Here is a 23240-nt window from a genome sequence, read left to right as displayed (position 1 = left end):
GCGCGCATCATCGCCTGCAAGTCCCTTGGAGATCGCCTTGGTCGAACGCACCGCCGTCATCGCCGCCCTGGACGCCGTCATCGATCCGGTTTCCGGCCAGGGGCTGGTCGCCGCCGGTCTGGTTCAGGGTCTGGTCGTGGCCGAGGATCGCGCGGGGTTTGCTCTGGAAGTCGATCGCAGCCAGGCGGCCGCCTACGCGCCGGTTCGTGACAAAGCGGAGGCTGCGCTGAAGGCTATTCCCGGCATGGCGCGCGTCTCGGTCATTCTGACCGCCGAGACCCAGCCTACTGCTGCGCCGCGCACGGCGGGCCTTTCCAAGGCGGCGGTTGATCAGGGCCGCGCCAAGGCGCCGGTCCCCACAGATCGTCCCCCCCATGTCCGCCGCGTCCTGGCCGTCGCCAGCGGCAAGGGCGGGGTCGGCAAGTCCACCGTTGCGGTGAACTTGGCTGCCGCACTTTCGGCGCGCGGGCTTTCGGTCGGCATTCTCGACGCCGATGTTTATGGGCCGTCGCTGCCGACGATGCTGGGCATCAGCGGCCAACCCGCCTACGAGGACGGCGCCATCGTGCCGCACGTCGCTCACGGGCTGAAGGCCATGTCGGTTGGCCTCTTGACCAATATGGACGACGCCATGATCTGGCGCGGACCCATGGCGTCACAGGCCATCACCCAGATGCTGACCCAGACGCGTTGGGGAACGGCTGATGCGCCGCTGGACGTGCTGGTGGTCGATCTGCCGCCGGGCACGGGCGACGTCCAGCTGACCCTGATCCAGAAGACGCCGCTGGATGGAGCGGTGATCGTGTCGACTCCGCAAGAAGTCGCGCTGGCCGATGCCCGGCGCGCCCACACCCTGTTCCAGCGCGTCAATGTCCTGACGTTTGGCCTGATCGAGAACATGAGCGGGCCAGTCTTTGGTGAAGGCGGGGGGAAGGCGGAGGCCGAGCGCCTGTCCATCCCGTTTTTAGGCGCCTTGCCGCTGGACGCCGCCTTGCGAGAGGGCGGCGATGCCGGACGACCGCCTGTCGCAACCGATCCGCAGGGCGATATCGCCGGCCGCTTCGTCGAAATCGCCGCGCGCGTGTCGGCGGCGCTCGGGCTTTAGAAAAAGCGGGGGCAGGGGGTTTTCAAACGCAACCCTGTTCGCCACCTTGGGCGCTACAGATACCCAAGGAGATCCAATGAGCCTCGACGCCCTGTTCAGCCCCTTCACGATCAAGGGGCTGACCCTGCCCAACCGCATCGTCATGGCGCCCATGACGCGGTCCTTCTCGCCGAATGGCATCCCGACCTCCGACGTCGCCGCCTATTATCGCCGTCGCGCCGAGGGCGGGGTGGGCCTGATCGTGACCGAGGGCACGGTCGTCGAGCGTCCGGCGGCGCGCAACGACGCCAATGTGCCGGTCTTCCACGGCGAAGCGCTGCGGGAATGGAAGTCGGTGGTGGAAGAGGTTCATGCCGCCGGCGGTCTGATCGCGCCGCAGATCTGGCACGTGGGCTCGGCCCGCGGACGCGGCGATGACTGGGCGCCTCTGGGCAAGGTGGACAGCCCGTCGGGCATGACCATGCCGGGCAAGACCAAGCTGGAGCCGATGACGGAGGAGGATGTCGCAGACACGATCGCCGCTTTCGGCCGGTCGGCCCGCGCGGCTCGCGACCTCGGCTTCGACGCCGTCGAAATCCACGGCGCCCACGGCTATCTGATCGATCAGTTCTTCTGGAGCGGCCTGAATGCGCGCGAGGACCGCTGGGGCGGACCGACCATCGCTGACCGCGCCCGATTCGGCGCCGAGGTCGTGAAGGCGGTGCGTGAAGGCGTCGGCGACGACATTCCCGTCATCCTGCGCCTGTCGCAATGGAAGCTGCAGGATTATACGGCCCGCATAGCCGAGACGCCGGAACAGATGGTCGAGTGGCTGACCCCGCTGTCGGACGCCGGCGTCGATGTCTTCCACTGCTCGCAGCGGCGCTTCTGGGAGCCGGAGTTCGAAGGTTCGGACCTGAACTTTGCCGGCTGGACCAAGAAGCTGATGGGCAAGCCGACGATCACCGTCGGGTCCGTGGGCTTGGACGGCGAGTTCATCGCGGCCTTCGGCGGCGAAGGTTCAAAGCCAGCCTCGCTGGACGGTCTGTTGCGCCGTCTGGAGAATGAGGAGTTCGACCTGGTCGCCGTCGGCCGGGCGCTGCTGGCCGACCCTCAGTGGGTCGCAAAGATCCGCGACGGTCGCGAAGACGAGCTGCGCAACTTCGAGCGTTCGGACCTGATGACCCTGTCCTGATCGAGAGACGTCGAGCCGGTTATGCCGGCTCGACGATCGCGCCCGTGCCGTAGCACAGCACCTCGGTCACGCCCGGCATGATCTCTGTCGCGTCATAGCGGACGGCCAGGATGGCGTTGGCGCCATGGGCCTGGGCGTGTTTGACCAGTTCGTCATAGGCTTCCTGACGCCCGGCCTCTGCCAGCTTCACATAGGCGCCGACGCGGCCGCCCAGCATGGACTGGACCCCGCCGATGGCGTCGGAAATGGCGTTGCGAGAGCGGACCGTGACACCGCGCACCAGGCCGATGTGGCGGGTGACGCGAAAGCCGGGCAGGTCGTTGGTCGTGGTGACGTACATCTATTTCTCCTAGCGGCGTTCCAGCATGCGAAAGGTGAAGGCGTGGTCGTCCTTCTCGCCCGCCGGGTGCGATTCCGACGATACCTCGACCCATGCGGTTTCGTCGAATGACGGAAAGACGGCGTCGCCTTCGGGCGAGGCGTTCACTTCCGTGATGTAGAGACGTTTGGCGCGGGGCAGGGCGACCTCAAACAGGGCTGTGCCGCCGATGATGCAGATCTCCTCGACGCCATCGTCCTCGGCGGTTTCGCGCCCGATCTCGATGGCCTCATCCAGAGTGGCGCAGACAAGGGCCCCTCTGGCCATGCCGTCGGCTTCATAGGATTCGTCACGCGTCAGCACGATGTTCAGCCGACCCGGCAGAGGCTTAAGCGGCAGGCTCTCCCAGGTCTTGCGGCCCATCAGACAGGGCTTGCCCACGGTGATGGCCTTGAACCTTTGCAGGTCCGAGCGCAGCCGCCAGGGCAGGTCGCCGTCGCGGCCGATGACGCCGTTGTGACCACGGGCGACAACCAAGGAAATGATGGGCTGGGGCAAGAACCTTGACCGTATCGATGCGTTGAAGTGGCCCATCCAATGAACGCGAGCCCCGTTGTGAGCAAGTATCTCCCCGCCATCGTGGTCGGTTTCCTGGTCGCGTTCGTCATCAGCGGCGGGCTGGCGTTCTTGTTCTCTTCCGCCGGAGCCGACGCCGGCTATCTGCCGATGATGGTCGGCGCGTTTTTGGGTGTGTTCACCGCCTACATCATGGCCAATCTGGCGGGCACAAAACTTGGGAAGTCAGCAACGGCGGAGCAGAAGCAGGCCGCACTGGCGTTTCGCCCTCAGTTTCACGATCAGGCTCTGCTGATCGTCTATCGCGAGGGCTTCGTGGGCAAGGCCGCGGGCATGGACCTGTCGGTGGACGACAAGTTCGTGGCCCAGCTGAAGAGCCCGCGCTTCACCGCTGTTTCGGTCTCGCCCGGCGGCCACCAGCTGTCCATGGCGTTCGGCGGTCTGGCGGGAAAGCAGAACCAGCCCACGCTTGAGGGCTTCATCGCTGCGCCCGGCGACGTGATCGCGTTCCGCGCCACCATGCAGATGGGCATGATGAAGAACCGAATCGTGGTCGAGCGCATCGCAACGGACGACGCCCTGGTCGCGCGTTTGACGCCGATGATCATGATTGCGCCAGAGACCTAGGCTTCGGCCTAAGGCTCCAGCCACTTCAGCCATTTGCGCTGCATGGCCTGATCAAGATCCACACCCGCTCGCGCGCAGTAGATCAGCAGCATCCCCAGCACATCCGCCGCCTCGTCGCCCAGCGCCTGGTTGTCAGGCGCGCCTCGTGCGCGGCCGGTCAGCCGCAGATGCTCGGCGGTCAGTTCGCCAAGCTCTTACTAAAGCTTAAGCAGGGCCCAATCGCGGTCGCGGTCGATATCGTGTTCGGCGGCGTAGATGTCAGAGATGCGAAGCACCGAAGCGGACAGATCGCGCAAATCCATCCGTTCAGCGACGCTCGACGCTGACGCCATCCGCCGCTAAGGCCTGAAGGCGCGACCGGGCCTCGGCGTCGTTCAGCGCATAGGCGTCGAGGAAATCCTCCGTCGCCCGGATGATCTGATCAAACCGCTCGCCTTGCGCTGTCCCCGGCAGCTGGTGGTCTGCGCCCGCGAAGATCATGAGAGTTTTGTCGCCGGCCGGGCTGTTGTCGAACGGCGCGCGATGATCGCGCCAATCGCTGACGAAGCCGGGCACCAGATCCTGATCGCCGGTGATCACCAACAGCGGACGGTCAAGCGTGCGATAGCTCTCGGAGGTGACGAGGCCGGGGATGGAGCCGGCCGAGGAAAAGGCGATCACGCCTTTTACCGCCGGATCGCCTGCGGGTCCCGCTGCCGTAACGGCGCCGCCCTCAATTACGGACATCAGAGAGCCGAACGAATGGCCCGCCACGATCAGCGGCTTGCCCGAATGCGCATGAGCGGCGATGCCGCGTGCGACGCCCAGGTCAACCAGCCTGGTCGTGAAGGCGGCGCGATTGTCATATTTCTCATATTCGGGATGGCGCAGAGAATCGACGTGCAGCGGTGCGATTACCGTGAAACCATGCGCCGCCCACGCTGACAGAATGCGGGCATAGGCTGTCGGCGAGCCGTTATAGCCGTGGCTAAACACCACCACGCCGCGTTCCACCGGGGCGGTCCAGATGCTGATCGGTATGGCCCGACCGTCCGGCGCCGGCACGCTGATTTGGACCGGTGTGATCTCGGCGGCTTCAACAGCGGATGAGGTTGGCTCGGCGATCGCCGACGCTACGGGCGTCGCGAGCAGAATGAGACCAAGAGAGCAGGCGCGGATCATCGTGAATGACCTTAAACGGCGACGGCGGCCTTGATGTGCGGCCAGGCCTCATAGCCCTCAAGGGTGAAGTCCGAGAGGTCGAAGGCGAACAGGTCGGTCTTGGGCGCGATCTGCATGACGGGCAGGGGCAGGGGCTCGCGGGTCAGCTGAAGCTCGGCCTGTTCCAAATGGTTCAAATACAGGTGGGCGTCGCCGAAGGTATGGACGAAGTCGCCCGGCTCCAGCCCCACGACCTGGGCCAGCATCATCGTCAGCAGCGCGTAGGAGGCGATGTTGAAGGGCACGCCCAGGAAAACGTCGGCGCTGCGCTGGTACAGCTGGCAGCTCAGCTTTCCCTCAGCGACGAAGAACTGGAACAAGCAGTGGCAGGGCGGCAGGGCCATGTCGTCGACATCGGCCGGGTTCCAGGCGGTGACGATGTGGCGACGGCTGTTGGGATTGGTTTTCAGCCCATGAACCAACTTCTCGATCTGGTCGATGACGCGGCCATCCGGCGCAGTCCAGGACCGCCATTGCTTGCCATAGACCGGACCCAACTCGCCCTCGGCGTCGGCCCATTCGTCCCAGATGCGAACGCCATTGTCCTTCAGATAGGCGATGTTGGTCTCGCCGCGCAGGAACCACAGCAGTTCGACGATGATCGAACGCAGATGCAGCTTCTTGGTCGTCAGAACCGGAAAGCCCTTGGACAGATCGAACCGCATCTGGCGGCCGAAGACGCCCAAGGTGCCGGTGCCGGTGCGATCGTCGCGACGGACGCCATTGTCGAGGATGTCTCGCAGCAGGTTCAGATACTGCCGCTCGGGATGATCGGCCGGCGCCGCGGCGATGCGAGCCTGAAGTTCAGCGATGGCGACCTGAGCGTTCATGGCATCAGCTTCCACCCGAATCGGTCTTTCGCCAATCGGCCGTCGCCGCTGGCTATCTGATCGTTGTGGATCGAATCAGCCGCCGAAACCGCCTTCGTCGAGGAAGGCCTGTTCTTCAGGCGTCGTCTGGCGGCCTAGTGCGGCGTTGCGGTGGGGGAAGCGGCCGAAGCGGACGATGATGTCGCGGTGCAGCTTGCCCCATTTCTCCAGCTCTTCATCGCCGGCGACCAGGGTCATGTAGCGGTCCTGATCCTCGATCCGTTCGGAATGTTCGAAGGGCAGCAGCAGGAAGTTCTTCAGCGCCGGCTCGACCGCCAGATGCAGATCGCGGGCCACGGCTTGGTTTGCAAACATCAGGGCGAGCGGGTCGGTGGCGAACTGGTGCGCCGTGCCGCGAAAACTGTTTCGGGGATACTGGTCCAGCAGGATCAGCAGCGCCAGGGCGCCCTCGGCCGTGTCCATCCAGTCGTCCAGTTCGCGGCGCGCGGCGGCCCAGTGGACCGCGCGACCGCGATCCCGGAAATCGGCGTCGAACGCCTCGTCCTTGGCGAACCACTTTTCGGGCCCAGCCTCTTTCCAGAAGGCGATGACGGAGGAAGGAGTTATGAAGATGGCCATGACCCAGACCCTACCCAATCCGCTTCCCGTCTTCCATGACCGCGACTGCGACCTTTCCATTATTCGCGGCAAGCGCGTAGCCATGATCGGTTACGGCAGCCAGGGCCGCACACATGCGCTGAATCTGCGCGATTCGGGCGTGACCAACATCGTGGTGGGCCTAAAGGCCGCCTCCAGAACACGCGACCGGGCGCGCGCCGACGGATTTGAAGTGATGACGGCCGGGCAGGCCGCGTCGGGCGCTGACGTGGTCGCCGTCATGACGTCCGACGAGGCGCACCGCGATCTGTGGCACGACGAACTGGAGCCAAATGTGCGGCCGGGCGCGGCCCTGGTCTTCGCCCACGGCCTGTCGGTGAGATTCGGCCTGATCGAACCGCGCGCGGATCTGGACGTCATCCTGGCCTCGCCCAAGGGGATCGGGCCGCGCATCCGCGACCTCTACGAGGCGGGGGAGGGTGTCTTCTGCCTGTTTGGCGTGCAGCAGGACGCGACGGGCGGGGCGCACGCGCTTGGCCTGTCCTATGCGGCGGCCTTGGGCTGCGGGCGCAAGGGCATTCTGGAAACGACGATGCGCGACGAGTGCGAGAGCGACCTGTTCGGCGAACAGGTGGTGCTGTGCGGCGGCATCGCCGAACTGATCGACGCGGCCTTCATGAAGCTGGTCGACGCTGGCTATCCGCCCGAGGTGGCGTGGTTCGAATGTTTCTATGAAACCAAGCTGGTGACCGACCTGATGTACGAACGCGGCATCGCGGGCGCCTTCGCCAAGATTTCGAACACGGCGGAATACGGCGCCTATCTGACCGGACCGCGCGTCATCGGAGCCGAGTCTCGACAGGCGATGGATCAGGTGTTGGCCGATGTTCAGGGCGGGGCGTTCGTGCGGCGGCTGATGGCCGATTATGACGCGGGCTCGCCCGACCTGACCGCGCGCCGAAAGGCGCTGGGCTCAAGGACCATCGAGTCGGTCGGAGCGCATCTGAATGCGGTGGCGCGCCGGGCGATGGAGAGCGCGGCGAACGACGACTGACGCGGCTCTGGCAGCGGGCGAAGACCCGCTGTCGCATCGTCGATTATTCTGAGGAGAAGATGGTCGGAGTGAGAGGATTCGAACCTCCGACCCCTGCGTCCCGAACGCAGTGCTCTACCAAGCTGAGCCACACTCCGACCGTGGGGGCTGGCCTGGCGGCGTCGCCCCGAAGTGAGGACGCGGCTTATAGCCATGGGTTCGATAGGCCGCAAGCGCCCATTTCGACCCATCTTCACGGTAAGCGAAAATAGTCCTGAAAGAGGGTGTTGCATCCCAAAACGGCTTGGCGTATCTGACCGCCTCCGCCGCACAGAGTGCTTCGGAAACGCCGGTCCTGCTGGGGAATGGTGTAATGGTAACACTACGGTTTTTGGTACCGTCATTCTAGGTTCGAGTCCTAGTTCCCCAGCCATCCGCCGACAAAGGTCGGCGCCGTCGAACCACTTCACAGCTTCAGCATTATCATCTGCGCCAGGGCTTCCGTCCGGATGCCCGACTACCTAGCTTGACCGCAGACTGCTGCTGAGGAGAACGATGATGGTCACCGCCAAAGAAAAGCGCCTGGCGCCCCTGAAGACGCCGACGAGCCTGTCGGAGGAGGCGACCCAGAGCATTTCCGCCGCTCTGACCGGCCTGCTGGCCGATACGTTCGCTCTCTACATCAAGACAAAGAATTTCCACTGGCACGTCTCGGGTCCGCATTTCCGGGACTACCATCTGATGCTGGACGAGCAGTCGGCGGAAATCCTGGCCATGACCGATCCGATGGCCGAGCGGGCGCGCAAGATCGGCGGGACCACCCTGCGCTCCATCGGTCAGATCGCCAAGGAATCACGCATCGCCGATAACGACGCCGACTATGTCGATCCTCTCGATATGCTGGCGGAGCTTCGCGACGACAACGGTGAACTGATCGGCCGGATGCGCGAGGTGCATGACCTTTGCGACGAGCATAACGACGTCGCGACCGCCAGCCTGCTCGAGAACTGGATCGACGAGAGCGAGAAACGCGTCTGGTTCCTGTTCGAATCGGGTCGTCGCGGTAACGGCTGAGGAACCGCAGCACTTGCGCCGTCTTATGTATCGTCGATAGTCGATGACGGATGGCGCAGGAGGGGCGCGTGAAGCAGGTTTCGGTGATCTGCGTTTTGGTGATCGTGGGGGTGCTGGCGGCCTCGCCCGCCTCAGCCGATATGTCCAAGGCGTTCGGCAACACGATCGTGTCCCATTATCCGAACGGCCAGTGGGTCCGGCACTATTTCGAGCCGGATGGACGCTACACCTCGCAGTTTTCGGACGGGCGACGTGTGGCGGCCCGCTGGTCGGCCGAGGGCGACAAGATTTGTCTGTCGGGTTTCAGCCCGCGCCAGATCCTGCCACGCTTCTGCAGCCGGATGGTTGAGGCCGATGTCGGCGACAGCTGGCGCGCCCGCGATCCATTGGGACGCTCCATCCGCAACGAACTGGTCGCGGGGCGTCGCTGAGGCCTTGCCCTGAGCGGCGTCACCCTCTAGACGCGACCGCCTACCCGATGCGGATGTGGCGGAACTGGTAGACGCACTGGATTTAGGTTCCAGCGCCGAGAGGCGTGGAGGTTCGAGTCCTCTCATCCGCACCAAGACAAAAAAAGGCCCCGGAGCGATCCGGGGCCTTTCTTTATTCCTGGCCTATCGCCCGTGCGGGCTACTTGAGGCCGATCGATGGGCCTGCCGCGATTGGTGCGACAGGCCCCGTATTTCGTCTTAGCTGATCGGCGGCACGGGCGGCGGCGGAACGTCACCATCCGTTTCGTGAACCTCGACCACGCCGCGACCCAGGTGGCTCTTGCGGTAGCCGTAGGCGAAGTAGATCAGCAGGCCGATGCCGCCCCAGATCGGCAGCACCATCTTGGCGTCGTGCGGCAGGTTCCAGAACAGGAAAGCGCAACCGAACGCCGACAGGGGCGCGAACACCCAGATCAGCGGCGTACGGAACGGACGGCGACGGTTCGGATCCTTGACCCGCAGCACCAGCACCGCGATCGACACCATGAAGAAGGCGAACAGAGTGCCCGAGTTCGAAATGTCGGCCAGCTGACCGACCGGGAACAGGGCGCCGGCGATGGCGACCGCGATGCCGGTGGCGGCGGTGACGATGTAGGGCGTCTTCCACTTGGGGTGGATCTTGGTCAGGCCTTCCGGCAGCAGGCCGTCGCGCGCCATCACGAAGAAGATGCGGGTCTGACCGAAGATCATCATCAGGATGACCGAGGGCAGTGCCAGCAGGGCGGCGGTGCCCAGGGCGTTACCGATCTGGGGGTGACCGACGACGCGCAGAACGTGGGCCAGCGCCTCGTTGGAGCAGACCAGCATTTCGGCGTTGGCGGGCAGGGCGCAGGCGGCGACGAAGGCGGGCGAGCCCGGCTGGACCGCTTCACCGGCGGCGCCCAGAACCGGCTGAGCGCCGATGGCGCCGGCGGCGCCGAGCGCGACCAGCAGATAGAAGACCGTACAAATGGCCAGCGATCCAATCAGGCCGATGGGCACGTTGCGCTGCGGATTCTTGGTTTCCTCGGCCGCCGTCGAAACGGCGTCAAACCCGACATAGGCGAAGAAGATCGAGGCTGCTGCGCCGACGATGCCCATCCCCGAATATTGGCCGAACAGGCCGTTGGGGGCGAACGGCGACAGGTTGGCCGATTGGACGACAGGCAGGGTGATGACGATGAAGACCGTCAGGGCGACGACCTTGATCGCGACCAGGATCGCATTGACCCGGGCCGATTCCGTGGTGCCGACCATCAGCAGGGCGGTCACAAGCAGGGCCACGACGATGGCGGGGATGTTGACGATCCCGGCCGAGAAGTCAGGCGTGGGGATGAAGCCGTTCATCGACCAGGTCGGCCCGGCGGATAGGAGGTCGGGGAAATCGAATCCGAGCCCCTGTTCTATTAGCCCGAGCACGTAGCCCGACCAACCGACCGACACGGCCGAGGCCGCCACGGCGTATTCCAGGATCAGCGCCCAGCCGACCGTCCAGGCCAGCAGTTCGCCCATCACGGCGTAGGTGTAGGTGTAGGCCGAGCCAGACACCGGGGCCATCGACGCCAGTTCGGAGTAGCAGAGCGCCGCGACCGCGCAGACCGCGCCGGCGATGACGAAGCTGATCATCATGCCCGGTCCGGCCTTTTGGGCGGCCGAGGCGGTCAGGACGAAGATTCCGGTGCCGATGATGGCCCCGATCCCCAGAAGCGTCAGTTGAATAGGACCAAGCGACCGGTGAAGCGACTTCTTCTCGGCCGTGGCAAGGATCGCGTCGAGCGACTTAACGCGCCACATAAAATACCCCCACGTTTTGATGCAGCCCCTCGGCTGCTTGGGGCGGACGCTAGCGACGGATGAGGCGGCGCGCAACGCGCATGACGGGGTGGTTAAGGCGCGACGACGCTTTCGTGATCGCCTGTCGGCAGGCTAGAGGCGACACATGCTGCCCATCCACGCCGTTCTTGAACCGCTGAAAGCCGCGCTGAGCGCGGGCAATACGGCCGTGCTGGCGGCGCCGCCGGGGGCGGGCAAGACGACGGTCGTGCCGCTGGCCCTGCTGGATCAGCCGTGGCTGCAGGGCAAGGTGCTGGTGCTCGAGCCGCGACGCCTGGCCGCACGGGCGGCGGCCGACCGGATGGCTGCGACCCTGGGCGAGCAGCCGGGCGGGACGGTGGGCTATCGCACCCGACTGCAAAGCCGCATCGGGCCGAACACGCGGATCGAGGTCATCACCGAGGGTGTCTTCACGCGCATGATTCTGGACGATCCGGGGCTGGAGGGCGTGGGCGCGGTCCTGTTCGACGAGTTCCACGAACGCAGCCTGGACGCCGATCTCGGGCTTGCGTTGGCGAGAGACACGCAAGGGTTGCTGCGTGAGGACCTGCGGCTGCTGGTCATGTCGGCGACGCTGGATGTGGTCGGGGTCTCGCGCCTGCTCGACGGGGCGCCCGTGATCGAGGCCGAAGGACGGGCCTGGCCGGTCGAGACCCGGTATCTGGGCCGCAATCCGTCGGAACGGTTCGAAGAGGCTGTGGCGCGGGCCTGTCTGACCGCCTTGGGGGAGGAGACAGGGTCGGTGCTGATCTTCCTGCCGGGGCAGGGCGAAATCCATCGGGTGGCAAGGCTGGTGAACGAGCGGCTGAGACTGCCGAACGTCGATGTCGTGCCCCTATACGGCGGACTGGACCGAGCCGAACAGGACCGAGCCATCGAACCGGCGGCTGTGGGGCGGCGCAAGCTGGTGCTGGCGACCTCGGTTGCGGAAACCAGCCTGACCATCGAAGGCGTGCGTGTGGTGATCGACGGGGGCCTGTCGCGCGTGCCGCGGTTCGAACCGTCCAGCGGCCTGACCCGGTTGGCGACTGTCAAGGTCAGCCGATCTTCCGCAGAACAGAGACGCGGCCGGGCCGGGCGCACCGAGCCGGGCGTCTGCTACCGCTTGTGGGACGAGGAACAGACGCGCGGGCTGGTCCCGCATCAGCGGCCGGAAATCCAGGAGGCGGACCTGACCGGACTGGCCCTGGACCTGGCGCGTTGGGGCGCCCGCTCGGTCGAGGGACTGGCCCTGCTCGACCCGCCGCCGGCCGGCGCCTTGGCCGAGGCGCGCAAGGTGCTGACGCGGTTAGGGGCGCTGGATGCCGATGGCGGACTGTCGAAACACGGGCTGAGGCTGACGAAGATCCCGCTGTCGCCGCGGCTGGCCCATATGGTCGCCGTGGCGTCCGACGCCGGCGACGCGATGACGGGCGCACGGATCGCGGCGGTGTTGAGCGAGCCGGGTCTGGGCGGATCGAGCGTCGATCTGGCGGATCGCCTGATCGGGCTGGAGCGCGATCGGACGCAGAGAGCGCGCGATTCGATCAAACTGGCGGAGCGCTGGGCGCGCGCGGCGGGTGGTGGATCGGGTCGGACGATCGATCCGGGACTGCTGCTGGCCGAGGCCTTTCCCGAGCGGATCGCAAAGGCGCGGGGCAAGGCGGGTGAATACCTTTTGGCTAGTGGGCGAGGGGCCGTGCTGGAGGCGACCGACCATCTGGCGCGTGAGCCCTGGGTGGCGATCGCCGAACTCGGCGGGGGCGACACCCGCGACCGGGTGCGACTGGCGGCGGCGCTTGAGACGGACCGGATCGACAGCGATCTGGCGCGCCTGATCTCGACGGAGGACCGGCTGGTGCGCGAACCGTCGGGGCGGTCGGTGATCCGGCGCTCGCGGCGCATCGGGGCCATCGTGCTGGACGAAAAGGTCGTCGGCGCGCCGGATGCGAAGACCCTGACCGACGCCCTTCGGGCCGAGATCGAGGCGGATGGGCTGGGCGCGCTGAAATGGGGCGAGCAGGCGTCGGGACTGCGCGCACGTCTGGCCTTCCTGCACGCGCGCGACCCAGCCTGGCCCGATGTGTCGGACAACGCCCTGCTGGCGGCGCGTCAGGACTGGCTGTGGCCTCTGCTGGAAGGGGCGAAGTCGCTGGAGGGGCTAGCTGACGGTCGTCTCGCCGAGGCTTTGCGTGGACTGATTCCTTGGGACCTGCAGCGCCTTCTGGACGAGCTGGCGCCCCCGCGTCTGATCACGCCGCTGGGCTCGGCGGCCATCGACTATGCCGCCGAGGGCGGACCGCGCGTGGATATTCGCGTTCAGGAACTTTTCGGCGTGACGACGCATCCAACCGTCGGCGGCGTGCCGTTGACCTTGGCGCTGTTGTCGCCGGCGCGACGGCCGGTGCAGGTCACCAAGGACTTGCCGCGCTTCTGGTCGGGATCGTGGGCGGCGGTGCGTGCGGAGATGCGCGGCCGCTATCCCCGTCATCCGTGGCCGGAAAACCCGGCCGAGGCGCAGGCGACGAACCGGGTCAAACCGCGCGGGACTTGATCGCCTTGACGCGGCGGGCGGGAAACGGGCATCGCTGGGACAACCGGGAGAAGAAGATGTCCGACGTCCTGCCGAAGAACTCCACCGGCCGCGTGCTATTCGCCAGCCTGATCGGCACGACGATCGAGTTCTTCGACTTCTATATCTACGCCACGGCGGCCGTCCTGGTGTTCCCGACGCTGTTCTTCCCCGGCGAGGATCCGGGGACGGCGCTGCTGTCCTCGTTCGCCACCTTCTCCATCGCCTTCTTCGCGCGGCCTATCGGCGCCCTGGCCTTTGGTCATTTCGGGGACCGGGTGGGACGCAAGGCGACGCTGGTCGCGGCGCTGATGACCATGGGTCTGTCGACGGTGGCCATCGGCCTGTTGCCGACGCACCAGCAGGTCGGCCTGCTGGCGCCCCTGCTGTTGGCCCTTTGCCGGTTCGGTCAGGGGCTGGGCCTGGGCGGCGAATGGGGCGGGGCGGTGTTGCTGGCGACTGAGAACGCGCCGCCTGGAAAGAAGGCCTGGTTCGGCATGTTCCCCCAACTGGGCGCGCCCATCGGCTTCATCCTGTCCACCACGTCCTTCATCGTCCTGACGTCGACGATGAGCGAGACCGCGTTCGAGAGCTGGGGCTGGCGCATTCCGTTCCTGGCCAGCGCCGTGCTGGTGTTCGTCGGCCTGTGGGTACGGCTGAAGATCACCGAGACGCCCGAGTTTCAGAAGGCGGTTGACCGCGACGAACGGGTCAAGGCGCCCGCCGTGACCCTGTTCGCCCATCACAAGGCCGCGCTGGTTCTGGGGACGTTCAGCGGCGTGACGACCTTCACCCTGTTCTATTTGATGACCGTCTTCGCCCTGGGCTGGGCGACGACAGGAATGGGGCTGGCGCGGGCCGACGTGCTGCCCATCCAGTTGATCGGCGTACTGTTCTTCGCCGCCTTCATCCCGGTGACGGCGCTGCTGGCGGATCGATACGGGCAGGTCAGGGTGCTGATCGCCTCCTCGGTCGGCATCGGCCTGTTCGGCTTTCTGTTTGCGCCGCTGTTCGGGGGCGGCCTCAGCGGCCTGCTGATCTTCTTTGCGCTGGGATTCGCCCTGATGGGCTGCACCTATGGCCCCATCGGCGCGGCCATGGCGCGGCCGTTCCCGACGGCGGTGCGCTATACCGGCGCGTCGATGGCCTTCAACCTGGCGGGGATATTGGGGGCGTCGCTGGCGCCCTATGTCGCGCTGAAGCTGGCCGAACGGTTCGGGCCGGGGGCCGTCGGCGGCTATCTGGCGATTTCGGCCCTGATCACAATCGCCGCCCTGTGGGGCATGGGGCGGGTGGCGCCAGAGGAGCAGCGCTAGGCTTCGTCCGTCGCGGCATAGACCATGATGCCGGTGGCGATGGCCAGGTTCAGGCTGTCGGCGCGGCCGCGCATCGGGATCTTGACGTTGACGTCGCAGGCGGCGGCCAGGGCGTCGGTCAGGCCAGCCTGTTCATTGCCCATCAGGATCAGCGACGGCCGTTGCATGACGGCCGAGCGGTGACTGACCTTGGCGTCCAGGCGGGTGCCGACGACGCTGCCGGGCCAAGTCTTGCGCCAGGCAAGGAAAGCCTCGGGCGTCGTCTTGGAGATCGAGACGGCGAAGACCGAGCCCATGGTCGCGCGCACGGCCTCGACCGAATAGGGATCGACGCAGTCGCCGATCAGGATCACCCCGCCGCAACCGGCCGCGTCCACCGTGCGAATGATGGTGCCCAGATTACCGGGATCGCGCACCTGCTCCAGCGCCACCCAGCAGGGGGCCGAGGCGGGGTTCAGGCTGTCGAGAGGCGCATAGGCCTGTTCGAACACGCCGAGCACGGTCTGCGGATTGTCGCGGCGGCTGATTTTTTCGAGGATGGCGTGGGTGACGACGATGATGTCGCCGCCAGCCTTGAGCGTGGCGGCCTTGGCGCGATCCAGCAGAGGGTGAGGACGGGCGTCCTCGCCGACCAGCAACATCCGGGGCGCACGGCCCTGGTCCAGCGCCTCGCCAATGAACTTCAGCCCCTCGGCCAGGAAGGTCCCGGTCAGGTCGCGTTCCTTGCGCATATGCAGGGCCCGGACGCCCTTGACCGTGTCGTTGGTCAGGGAGGTGATGACGCGTTCGCTCATCGGCTCCACCGCGCGAAGAAGGACAGGCCGATGGCGCGGGCGTCCGGGCCGTCTTCGGACAGGGCCAGTTCGCCCCAGTCGATCCGGCCGCCGCGATCCTGGGTCGCCTCGACCATCAGGTGCGCCAGGGACAGGCCGGACACACGGGCCGCATAGGCGTTCAGCAGCAGAAAGTCGACATCGTCGGACAACAGGGCCGCGCAGTCCTTGAGCAGGCCCGGCATGTCCTCGAACAGGCGCCAGACTTCCCCCGTGGGGCCGCGCCCGTATTTGGGCGGGTCCAGAATGACGCCATCGTATTTCGAGCCGCGACGAACTTCGCGCGCGACGTATTTGCGGGCGTCCTCGACAATCCACCGGATCGGATGCTGGGCCAGGCCCGACTGTTCGGCGTTCTCGCGCGCGTAGGCGACCGACTTCTTGGAGGCGTCGACGTGGGTGACCTCTGCACCTGCGGCGGCCGCAGCCATACTCGCGACGCCGGTATAGCCGAACAGGTTCAGGATTTTCGGCGCACGGCCGGCCGAACCTGTGAAGTCCCGCACGCGCCCGTCCAGCCATTCCCAGTTGGCCGCCTGTTCAGGGAAGAAGGCGAGGTGGCGAAAGGGGGTAAAGCGGCCGGTGAACTTCACGTCGCGCCACTTCAGCGGGAAGGCGTCGATGGGGCCGTGCTTGTCGAACCGCCAGCGACCGCTGTCTTCCTCCTCCTGCTGCGGATCGAACGTCGCTGTCGCGTTTTCGAAGGCTCTTGGATCGCGGGGCGACCAGAAACACTGCGGCTCGGGTCGGACGACGGTGTAGCGGCCATAGCGTTCCAGCTTCTTGCCGTCTCCGCTATCCAGCAGGGCATAGTCGGACCAGCCGGAGGTCACGAGGGTTTCGGGAGTTTTGGAAAGGACGGGCGCCATCGTCGGGCTGATAGGCGCTCAGGCCGCCTCGCGTCCAGCGTCCAGCGCCACGACGGTCAATTCCGGCATCTGATCGTCGCGATCGTGCGGGGTCTTGTCCCAGACGTGCGGTTCGACCGCCAGCCGCCAGGCCGCATGGACGAAGGCCAAGCTGAGGAGCGCCCAGTAGGCCGGCGCAGCCAGCACATCGCCCAGCCGGTAATCGAGCCCGGCGCGTCGCGCCCCGGCCGCACAGCTCATCCAGGCGGCGATGACTCCCAGCGCCAGCACGCCCAGCGAGCCACCGGGCAGGGGCGGCAAGACGCCGGAAAGCGCCCAGACGGCGACGGCTAGAACCAGCCAGGCCAGCGTCGGGGCATGGGCGGCCGCCGACAGGATCGCCGCGCCCAAGGTCATGATCAGCGACAAGCTTCCGCGTCGGCCCAAGGCGTTCGGACGCCGCGTATGCACGCCCCAGGTCTGCATATAGCCCTTCAGCCACCGGGTGCGCTGCGGCAGCCATCTGTCCATCGCGCCCGGCGGCGTCTCCCACGTCGGACTGTCGATGACGCCGAGCTTCCAGCCCATCGACCACAGGCGGAAGCCCAGGTCCGCGTCCTCGGTGACATTGTGCGCATCCCAACCGCCGGCGCCACACAGCGCCGTCATGCGGATGTGATTGCTGGTGCCGCCAAGCGGAAAAGGCAGGCCCAATCGCGCCATACCCGGCAGGGTCACTTCGAAAAGCGCCGCATATTCGAAAGCGAACTGCCGATCCAGAAACCACGATCCAGCCTTGCCGGATGCTCGGATGCGAAGCGGCGCCTGAAGACAACCCAGCCGTGGCTGGGCGACGAAGCGCGCCGCCGCCTGGCGGAGCTGTTGCGGATGCGGTCGATCCTCTGCGTCATAGATGGTGACCAGATCGCCCCGCGCATGACCCAAGGCATAGTTCAAGGCACGCGGCTTGGTCCGGGGGCTGCCCGGCGGCGCGATCAGGATTTTCAACCAAGGCGGTTTCGGCGTCGCCTGGGCTGCGGCCAGGGTGGCCTCATCGTGCGCTTCCAGCACGATGAAGGCTTCCAGCCTGTGCGCCGGATAGTCGATCCGGTTGAGGTTGGCGATCAGTTGCGGCGTCACCGCCGCCTCATCGTAAAGCGCCGCCAGAATAGTGTAGCGCGGCCATTCGATCGGGCGAGGGACGGGCGCAGGGCGTCCCAGGCTGGCGATGCCGATGACGGCCTTCCACAACGCGCACACCACGAAGGCGGCCTGAAACAGAACCAAGCCGACCTCGATCGCGGCGGCGGACCAGCGGATCAGCGCCACGACGGATGTCAGCGTAAGCAGGATCAAGGTCGTGATCTGGAAACCGCTCGGCGTGCGTCGTGAGGCGCCGTTTCGGCGGGGCCTGATCCCCGGATGCGCCCAATCCTTCACCGCACCCGCCCCCAAAGCGCCACAACCGCTAATCGATATTTGAAACAACCATGTTCTGCAAGTCGGTTGGCGTCCGGGACGGATTGTCGCTATTCAGTGCGCCTCACCCGGAGCAGCGGCTTGTCTGAATTTTCGAACGCCTCGCGCACGACCCGAAAGCCCAAGGGCGAAGGCCATTCGCGGCGGGGCGAAATCCTGGCGGCGGCCGAGCGGATCTTCGTCGAGCACGGCTATGAGGGCGCGACGATTCGCAAGATCGCGGACGAGGTCGGGCTGTCGTCGACGGCGCTCTACATGCATTTCCCGGACAAGGGCGCGATCCTGCAGGAAATCTGCCGTGACGCCTTTGCGCGGCTTATCGCGTCGAACGCCGCTGTCGCCGATGAGGAAGCGCCGCCCGAACAGCGCCTGCGGCGGATGATCGAGGGCTATATCGACTTCGGTTTCGCCCATCCCAACGCCTATCGCCTGATCTATCTCACACGGCCGGTCGAAGCGCGAGAAGGCGCTCAGGACGCGGCGCGCGAGCTCGGCTCCAGCCTGTTCACGACATTGGAGGCCACGGTCGGCGACGCCGTGTCGGCCGGTCGCATGAAAGGCGATCCCGCCACGATCGCCCAGGCGATCTGGGCTGCGGCCCACGGCATCGTGTCTCTCATGATCACCAAGCCCTATTTTCCGTGGTCCGATCGACAGGCGCTGGTTCGCACGACCCTGGACGCCCTGTTCGCAGGTTTGATCGAAGGATGAAGCGAATCTGCGTCGCCTTGGCGGCTCTGGCGTTCAGCAGCACGGCTCAGGCCAGGCCCTTGCGGATCATGGCGCTGGATCAGTGCGCGGATCAATATGTGCTGGCCTTGGCGCCGGACGCGGACATCGCATTGTCGCCGCGCGCCGACGATCCGGACGCTTGGCTGCGTCAGCAGGCGATTGGTCACAGGCGTTTGCGTCCGACGCTCGAAGCCGCCGTAGGTTTTCAGCCTGACGTCGTAGTGCGTTACTGGGGCGGCGAGCCACGCCTGCTGACGGCGCTGGCGCAGCGCGGGGTCAAGGTGGCCACGATCGAGGACGCGGTGAACCTGAATGGGGTGCGCCGGAATATCCAAACCGTGGCGCGCGATCTGGGTAAAATGCAGCGCGGGCAGGCGTTAGAGCAACGGATGGACGGGCAGTTGGCCAAAGCGGCGCCGGTGAAGCGCACGGCTGAGGCGCCGGGGGCCGTCTATCTGACATCGGGGGGCTTCACTGCGGGGCCAGGCACGCTGATGGATGCGATGATGCGGGCGGCCGGCTTTCGCAACCTGACGGCCGCGTCTGGTTTTGGCGCGCTCAGCGTCGAGCGGATCGCGATGAATCCGCCAGTGCGATTTGTGCTCGGCTTCTTCGATCAGCTGCGCGCCGACCTGCGCGGACCGGGGCGGCATCCGGTTGTCGCGCGAGCGGCCGAGGGTCGAACGGCGGCGCGATTGCCCGCCGCGACCTTGACCTGCCCGGCCTGGTTCGCCGCCGACGCGGTGGAGATGATGGCCAAGGGGCGGCCGTGAGCAGAACGGTTCGGCTGGGCTTGGTTCTGATCGGCTTGATCGTCGCGGCGCTGGCTCTGGCGGTGCTGGCGGGCGAGACGGCGTTCAGCGTCGATCAGTATGCGGCGGCCTTCAGCGATCCGACATCCGGTCCGGCCGAGGTGCTGTGGCAGGTGAGGGCGCCGCGCGCGGTCTGCGCTCTGATCGTCGGCTCGGCCCTGGGTTTGGCGGGGGCGGTGATGCAGGGGCTGTTGCGTAATCCCCTGGCTGATCCCGGCGTGCTGGGCGTGTCGGCGACGGCGGCCCTGGGCGCGGCGCTGGCCATCGTGCTCGGCGCTGCGGCCGTGCCGGGACTGGTCGAGGTGTCGGCCCTGGCGGGCGCGGCCCTGGCGGGCGGATTGTTGATCGTTGCGTCGAAGGCCATGCGGGCGCCGGAGGCCCTGATCCTGTTCGGGGTGGCTCTGTCCAGTTTCGCGGGCGCGGCGACGGCCTTGATCTTTAACCTGTCGCCGTCGCCGATCGCCTCGGCCGAGGTCATGTCCTGGCTGCTGGGATCGGTGCAGAACCGGAGCTGGATCGATGTGGCCTGGGTGACTCCGGTCGTCATCGTCGCGGGCGTCTTCGCTGCCTTGTCGGGCGCGGGTCTGCGGATGCTCACCCTGGGCGACGAGGGGGCGGCGGCGTCCGGACTGAATATGGGGCAGTTGCGGGCCTTCGCCCTGATCGCTGCGGCCTTGGCGACAGGAGCGGCGGTGGCGGTGGCGGGCGTGATCGGGTTCGTGGGCTTGGCCGCGCCGCATCTGGTGCGGGCGGCGGTGCGGGGTGATGCGAAGCGAATCCTGGCGCCCTCGGCGCTGGCGGGCGGGCTGATGCTGATCGTGGCGGACCTGTTGGCGCGACTGACGCCGACGGATCAGGAACTGAAGTTGGGCGTGTTTACCGCCCTGATCGGCGCGCCTCTCTTCGCCCTGATCGCATGGCGCGCGGCGCGGGAGTGGCGGCTGTGAGCCTGTTGTCGCTGCAGACGGTTCAGGCGCGGCTGGGCAAGGCCGTCGTGCTGGATGGGGTGAGCCTGTCGGTCGCAGCGGGCCAGGTCGTCGCTCTGTGCGGCCCGAACGGCGCGGGCAAGAGCAGCGCCATCCGCGCCGCCGTGGGCCTGCTGGAGACGACCGGCGGACAAATCAGGTTGGGCGGCGCGAGCATCGTCGATCTGTCCCCTCGCCAGCGGGCGGAGCGCATCGCCTATTTGCCGCAGGAGCGGCGCATCGCCTGGAACCTGCCGGCGGTAGAGGTGGCGGCGCTCGGCGCGCCTTTTCTGTCAGGCGCGGATGCGTTGGCGCGCGCGCGAGCCGCTTTGGACGAGGTCGGCGTTGGCCATCTGGCGGACCGCGGCGTGGCAGAGATGTCAGGCGGCGAGCGTGCCCGGGTTCTGCTGGCGCGCGCCCTTGTGGTCGATGCGCCGATGCTTTTGGCCGACGAGCCGATCGCCGGGCTGGACCCGGATGCGCAGCGTCTGGTGCTGGAGCGTCTGAGGGCGCGGGCTGACGACGGGGCAGGGGTGCTGGTCAGTCTTCACGACCTGAGCCTGGCAGCGACCATGGCGGATCGGGTTGTCGTTCTGGATCGGGGCCGGATGGTCGCGGACGCCCCACCGATCCAGGCCCTGTCGCCCGCCGTCCTGCGCGAGGTCTTCGGGCTGGACGGCGCGTGGATCGAGGGGCCGAACGGGCCGCTTTTGGCGGCCCGCCGGGCTCAGTAGGCGATATAGGGCCGCGCGCCCGCTGCCGATCCGCGCGAGATGTCGGCCGACGGCGTCAGCGGTGCCGTGCCACCGTTCAGGCGGGCCTTGTAGACCGCCATGTTTTCCATCACCCGCATCATGTAGTTGCGCGTCTCGGTGAAGGGCGCGCACTCGATGAAGTCGATGGTCTTGATCGCATCGCCGCGCGGGTCGCCGCAACGGGCGATCCACTGGCTTGGGCGCGCCGGCCCGGCGTTGTAGCCGACGGTCGCCAGCAGCATTGAGCCGTTGTTCGCGGCCATCAGCTCGCCCAGGTGATAGCTGCCCAGGGTCATGTTGTAGTCGGGATCCCACAACTGCTCGGCCGAATAGCTCATGCCCAAGCGGCGGGCGACGCCCGAGGCCGTGGACGGCAGGAACTGCATCATGCCGCGCGCGTCGGCGCCGGAACGGGCGCGGGGATCGAAGCTTGATTCCTGGCGTGTGATCGCCTGGGTGAATTCCAGCGGCGCGGCGCCGGCGACCTGGGGCGGTATGCGAACCGGATACATGCGCTCAGGCATGACAAAGCCCCGCTGGCTGGCGGCGCGGCCCACCATCATGGCGGTGAAACCCTCGCCATAGCCGCGCGACAGGTCCATCAGCAGGGCCAGGTCGTTGATCGTCGGCAGGTCATTGTCCAACTGATAGGCGAAGACGCGCAGGAGGCTCATCTCGCCGGTCTCGCCCAAAATGCGCGTGGCGCGGACGATCTCATTGCCTTCGAAGCGGGCGATGTCCGCCTGTGACGGCACAGGTTCGCCCGGCAGCTGAAGCGTGGTCATGCCCGCCTTCTCGGCCGCCAGCTGGCCATAGAAGGTCTGCCAGTGCTGGGCGCCGTTACGATAGTAGGCAAGGGCGGCGTCGCGTTCGCCGCGCGCCTCGGCGGCTCGACCCAGCCAGTAGAAGGCGCGGCCCTGAGTGATGGGCGTGGACGAGGCGGTGCGCAGAGCCTCGAAATGGCGGGCGGCGACTTCGGGCTGGTTCAGCTTGGTCAGGGCGACCCAACCGGCGAAGAACTCGGCGTCCACCATCCGATCGCCCGAGGTGAAGCCGTGCCCGTTCATGGCGTCATACGCCGCGCGCCAGTTGCCCTGTTGCAGGGCGTCGAGGAAGTAGTTGCGGCGCTCGCTCCACAAAGTGTTGTCGCCGGTCGTGTGGCCCGGCGCCGGCGGCAGATTGGCCAGCAGGGCAAAGCCTTCGGACTGGCGGTTCTGCGATCGCAGCAGGCGCACGCGTTCAAGAACCACCGCTGGATCGGCCGCTTGGGCCGGCGTCAGATTGGCGATGACGGCGTCGGGGCTGTAGGCCGAGCGCAGGGTCATTACCGTGTTGGCGATGGCGGCGCGATCGGGCGAAACGAGATTGATCATGCTGCGCGTCGCCGGTCCGTGCGGACCGAGCAGCAGCATGTTCAGCCGCGCCTCATGATCGGCGGGCGTCAACCAGGAGCCCCATTGGCCTAGGATACGCGACTGCGGCGCGTCGTCGAACGAGCGGGTGCGCCACCAGTCGCGGACCAGGGCGCGCGCCTCGTCCTGGCGGCCGCGCTGCTGCAGCGCGGAGGCGTAGGCGATGGCCCCCTCGACCGTCGTCGGCTTGCCGTCGGACATCAGGGCCAGGGCCGCGTCCGCGCCCATGCCGGAGCGGTCCAGCACCTTTTCGGCGGCGGCGCGTCTTGATTCGCCGCGCGGCCATCCCGCCAGATCCGACTGACCTCGCGCGAGGTCCGAGTAGGACAGTTGCTCGCCCGAAGTGTCGATCAGCGCCCATTCGACCAGTTTGCGAGCCGAGGCGTCCCTGATCTGCGACATGGCGGACTGGGCGCCGAACACGTCGCGCGCACGGGCCGCCGCCAGCCCCTGGCGAAACAGCGCCGTGTCCTGATCGTTCAGCACGCGGCCCTGATAGGTCGCCGGATAGCCGGGCACGGACGAAGACGCCGAGGCATAGGGCACAGGCTGGGTGGGCAGGGCGTCCTGCGGGTTCGGCGCAAGGACGGCGAGGGCCGCCGCCAGACTGGTCGCGATCATGATCTGTCCTGTTCCCATTCAATCCCGGTTGCGGCGGAGCCGCTGGCGACCTAACGTCCCGCGCTCATTGCAAAGGCG

The 23240-nt window shown here is 66.8% G+C and carries 22 protein-coding genes and 3 tRNA genes; 14 read left to right on the top strand and 11 right to left on the bottom strand.

From position 1 onward, the window contains the following. Positions 1-37 precede the first annotated feature (37 nt). Together Q9R14_RS05810 and Q9R14_RS05805 are read left to right on the top strand one after the other, a co-directional pair. Positions 38-1105 (top strand): Mrp/NBP35 family ATP-binding protein, encoded by a 1068-nt coding sequence (locus Q9R14_RS05810; protein ID WP_306003785.1) that lies wholly within the window; start codon positions 38-40, stop codon positions 1103-1105. Between the two features lie 76 nt (positions 1106-1181). Beyond that, entirely contained in the window at positions 1182-2279 is a 1098-nt protein-coding gene (locus Q9R14_RS05805; protein ID WP_306003784.1) for an NADH:flavin oxidoreductase, read from the top strand. Between the two features lie 19 nt (positions 2280-2298). Here Q9R14_RS05805 and Q9R14_RS05800 read toward each other — a convergent pair whose 3' ends face one another. Together Q9R14_RS05800 and Q9R14_RS05795 are read right to left on the bottom strand one after the other, a co-directional pair. Continuing rightward, entirely contained in the window at positions 2299-2619 is a 321-nt protein-coding gene (locus tag Q9R14_RS05800; protein ID WP_306003783.1) for a YbjQ family protein, read from the bottom strand. 9 nt (positions 2620-2628) lie between these two features. Further along, complete coding sequence (locus tag Q9R14_RS05795) at positions 2629-3156, bottom strand: dihydrofolate reductase (protein WP_306003782.1); 528 nt, start codon at positions 3154-3156, stop codon at positions 2629-2631. 57 nt (positions 3157-3213) lie between these two features. Between Q9R14_RS05795 and Q9R14_RS05790 the strand changes: the two genes are divergently transcribed. Continuing rightward, positions 3214-3801: a hypothetical protein gene (locus Q9R14_RS05790; protein WP_306003781.1), complete on the top strand. Its 588-nt coding sequence runs from the start codon at positions 3214-3216 to the stop codon at positions 3799-3801. Positions 3802-4107: 306 nt separating this feature from the next. Here the strand turns inward: Q9R14_RS05790 and Q9R14_RS05785 are convergent, their stop codons facing one another. The 3 genes from Q9R14_RS05785 to Q9R14_RS05775 all read right to left on the bottom strand — a co-directional run bounded on the left by Q9R14_RS05785 (position 4108) and on the right by Q9R14_RS05775 (position 6449). Next, entirely contained in the window at positions 4108-4962 is an 855-nt protein-coding gene (locus tag Q9R14_RS05785; RefSeq protein WP_306003780.1) for an alpha/beta hydrolase, read from the bottom strand. Positions 4963-4973: 11 nt separating this feature from the next. Continuing rightward, complete coding sequence (locus Q9R14_RS05780; protein WP_306003779.1) at positions 4974-5831, bottom strand: thymidylate synthase; 858 nt, start codon at positions 5829-5831, stop codon at positions 4974-4976. Positions 5832-5906: 75 nt separating this feature from the next. After that, a complete protein-coding gene (locus Q9R14_RS05775; RefSeq protein WP_306003778.1) occupies positions 5907-6449 on the bottom strand; it encodes a DUF924 family protein in 543 nt (180 codons plus the stop codon). Here Q9R14_RS05775 and ilvC point away from each other — a divergent pair. After that, entirely contained in the window at positions 6448-7482 is a 1035-nt protein-coding gene (gene ilvC, locus Q9R14_RS05770) for a ketol-acid reductoisomerase (RefSeq protein ID WP_306003777.1), read from the top strand. The genes Q9R14_RS05775 and ilvC overlap by 2 nt on opposite strands. A 60-nt stretch (positions 7483-7542) precedes the next feature. On the opposite strand, the gene Q9R14_RS05765 is transcribed toward ilvC, so the two are convergent. After that, a tRNA-Pro gene (locus tag Q9R14_RS05765) sits at positions 7543-7619 on the bottom strand. Between the two features lie 201 nt (positions 7620-7820). Here Q9R14_RS05765 and Q9R14_RS05760 point away from each other — a divergent pair. The 4 genes from Q9R14_RS05760 to Q9R14_RS05745 all read left to right on the top strand — a co-directional run bounded on the left by Q9R14_RS05760 (position 7821) and on the right by Q9R14_RS05745 (position 9100). Continuing rightward, positions 7821-7894, top strand: a tRNA-Gln gene (locus Q9R14_RS05760). A gap of 125 nt (positions 7895-8019) precedes the next feature. Beyond that, positions 8020-8535, top strand: a complete 516-nt coding sequence (locus Q9R14_RS05755) for a Dps family protein (RefSeq protein WP_045810805.1) — start codon at positions 8020-8022, stop codon at positions 8533-8535. A gap of 68 nt (positions 8536-8603) precedes the next feature. Further along, complete coding sequence (locus Q9R14_RS05750) at positions 8604-8966, top strand: hypothetical protein (RefSeq protein ID WP_306003776.1); 363 nt, start codon at positions 8604-8606, stop codon at positions 8964-8966. 49 nt (positions 8967-9015) lie between these two features. Further along, positions 9016-9100, top strand: a tRNA-Leu gene (locus tag Q9R14_RS05745). A 124-nt stretch (positions 9101-9224) separates the two neighbouring features. Here Q9R14_RS05745 and Q9R14_RS05740 read toward each other — a convergent pair. Beyond that, entirely contained in the window at positions 9225-10799 is a 1575-nt protein-coding gene (locus Q9R14_RS05740; RefSeq protein ID WP_306003775.1) for an amino acid permease, read from the bottom strand. Between the two features lie 145 nt (positions 10800-10944). Here Q9R14_RS05740 and hrpB point away from each other — a divergent pair, with 145 nt between their 5' ends. Then, the gene (gene hrpB, locus Q9R14_RS05735) at positions 10945-13371 is read left to right on the top strand and encodes an ATP-dependent helicase HrpB (protein WP_306003774.1); all 2427 of its coding nucleotides are present in this window, start codon (positions 10945-10947) and stop codon (positions 13369-13371) included. A gap of 56 nt (positions 13372-13427) precedes the next feature. Beyond that, on the top strand, positions 13428-14705 hold the full coding sequence (locus Q9R14_RS05730; protein WP_306003773.1) for an MFS transporter: 1278 nt from the start codon (positions 13428-13430) through the stop codon (positions 14703-14705). Here the strand turns inward: Q9R14_RS05730 and Q9R14_RS05725 are convergent. The 3 genes from Q9R14_RS05725 to Q9R14_RS05715 are packed head-to-tail and all read right to left on the bottom strand — an operon-like array spanning position 14702 to position 17742. Continuing rightward, entirely contained in the window at positions 14702-15499 is a 798-nt protein-coding gene (locus Q9R14_RS05725; protein WP_306003772.1) for an RNA methyltransferase, read from the bottom strand. The genes Q9R14_RS05730 and Q9R14_RS05725 overlap by 4 nt on opposite strands. Beyond that, entirely contained in the window at positions 15496-16407 is a 912-nt protein-coding gene (locus Q9R14_RS05720; protein WP_306003771.1) for a class I SAM-dependent methyltransferase, read from the bottom strand. The genes Q9R14_RS05725 and Q9R14_RS05720 overlap by 4 nt, the downstream gene beginning before the upstream one ends. Before the next feature lie 18 nt (positions 16408-16425). Then, entirely contained in the window at positions 16426-17742 is a 1317-nt protein-coding gene (locus Q9R14_RS05715) for a glycosyltransferase family 2 protein (protein ID WP_306003770.1), read from the bottom strand. A gap of 204 nt (positions 17743-17946) precedes the next feature. Between Q9R14_RS05715 and Q9R14_RS05710 the strand changes: the two genes are divergently transcribed. From Q9R14_RS05710 to Q9R14_RS05695, 4 genes are all read left to right on the top strand, one after another. Further along, the gene (locus tag Q9R14_RS05710) at positions 17947-18576 is read left to right on the top strand and encodes a TetR/AcrR family transcriptional regulator (RefSeq protein WP_306003769.1); all 630 of its coding nucleotides are present in this window, start codon (positions 17947-17949) and stop codon (positions 18574-18576) included. Positions 18577-18644: 68 nt separating this feature from the next. Continuing rightward, complete coding sequence (locus Q9R14_RS05705; RefSeq protein WP_306004124.1) at positions 18645-19370, top strand: ABC transporter substrate-binding protein; 726 nt, start codon at positions 18645-18647, stop codon at positions 19368-19370. Next, entirely contained in the window at positions 19367-20356 is a 990-nt protein-coding gene (locus Q9R14_RS05700; RefSeq protein ID WP_306003768.1) for an iron ABC transporter permease, read from the top strand. The genes Q9R14_RS05705 and Q9R14_RS05700 overlap by 4 nt, the downstream gene beginning before the upstream one ends. Continuing rightward, the gene (locus tag Q9R14_RS05695; RefSeq protein WP_371929766.1) at positions 20326-21108 is read left to right on the top strand and encodes an ABC transporter ATP-binding protein; all 783 of its coding nucleotides are present in this window, start codon (positions 20326-20328) and stop codon (positions 21106-21108) included. Before Q9R14_RS05700 ends, Q9R14_RS05695 begins: the two co-directional genes overlap by 31 nt. Here the strand turns inward: Q9R14_RS05695 and Q9R14_RS05690 are convergent. Next, positions 21102-23162 (bottom strand): lytic transglycosylase domain-containing protein, encoded by a 2061-nt coding sequence (locus tag Q9R14_RS05690; RefSeq protein WP_306003766.1) that lies wholly within the window; start codon positions 23160-23162, stop codon positions 21102-21104. The two genes, Q9R14_RS05695 and Q9R14_RS05690, sit on opposite strands and share 7 nt — an antisense overlap. Between the last annotated feature and the right edge of the window lie 78 nt (positions 23163-23240).

The organism is Brevundimonas sp. C43 (assembly GCF_030732185.1).
GTDB classification, from domain to species: Bacteria; Pseudomonadota; Alphaproteobacteria; order Caulobacterales; family Caulobacteraceae; genus Brevundimonas; species Brevundimonas diminuta_C.
The sequence above is the reverse complement of the archived record's forward strand: the minus strand, read 5'-3'. Positions and strand labels throughout refer to the sequence as shown.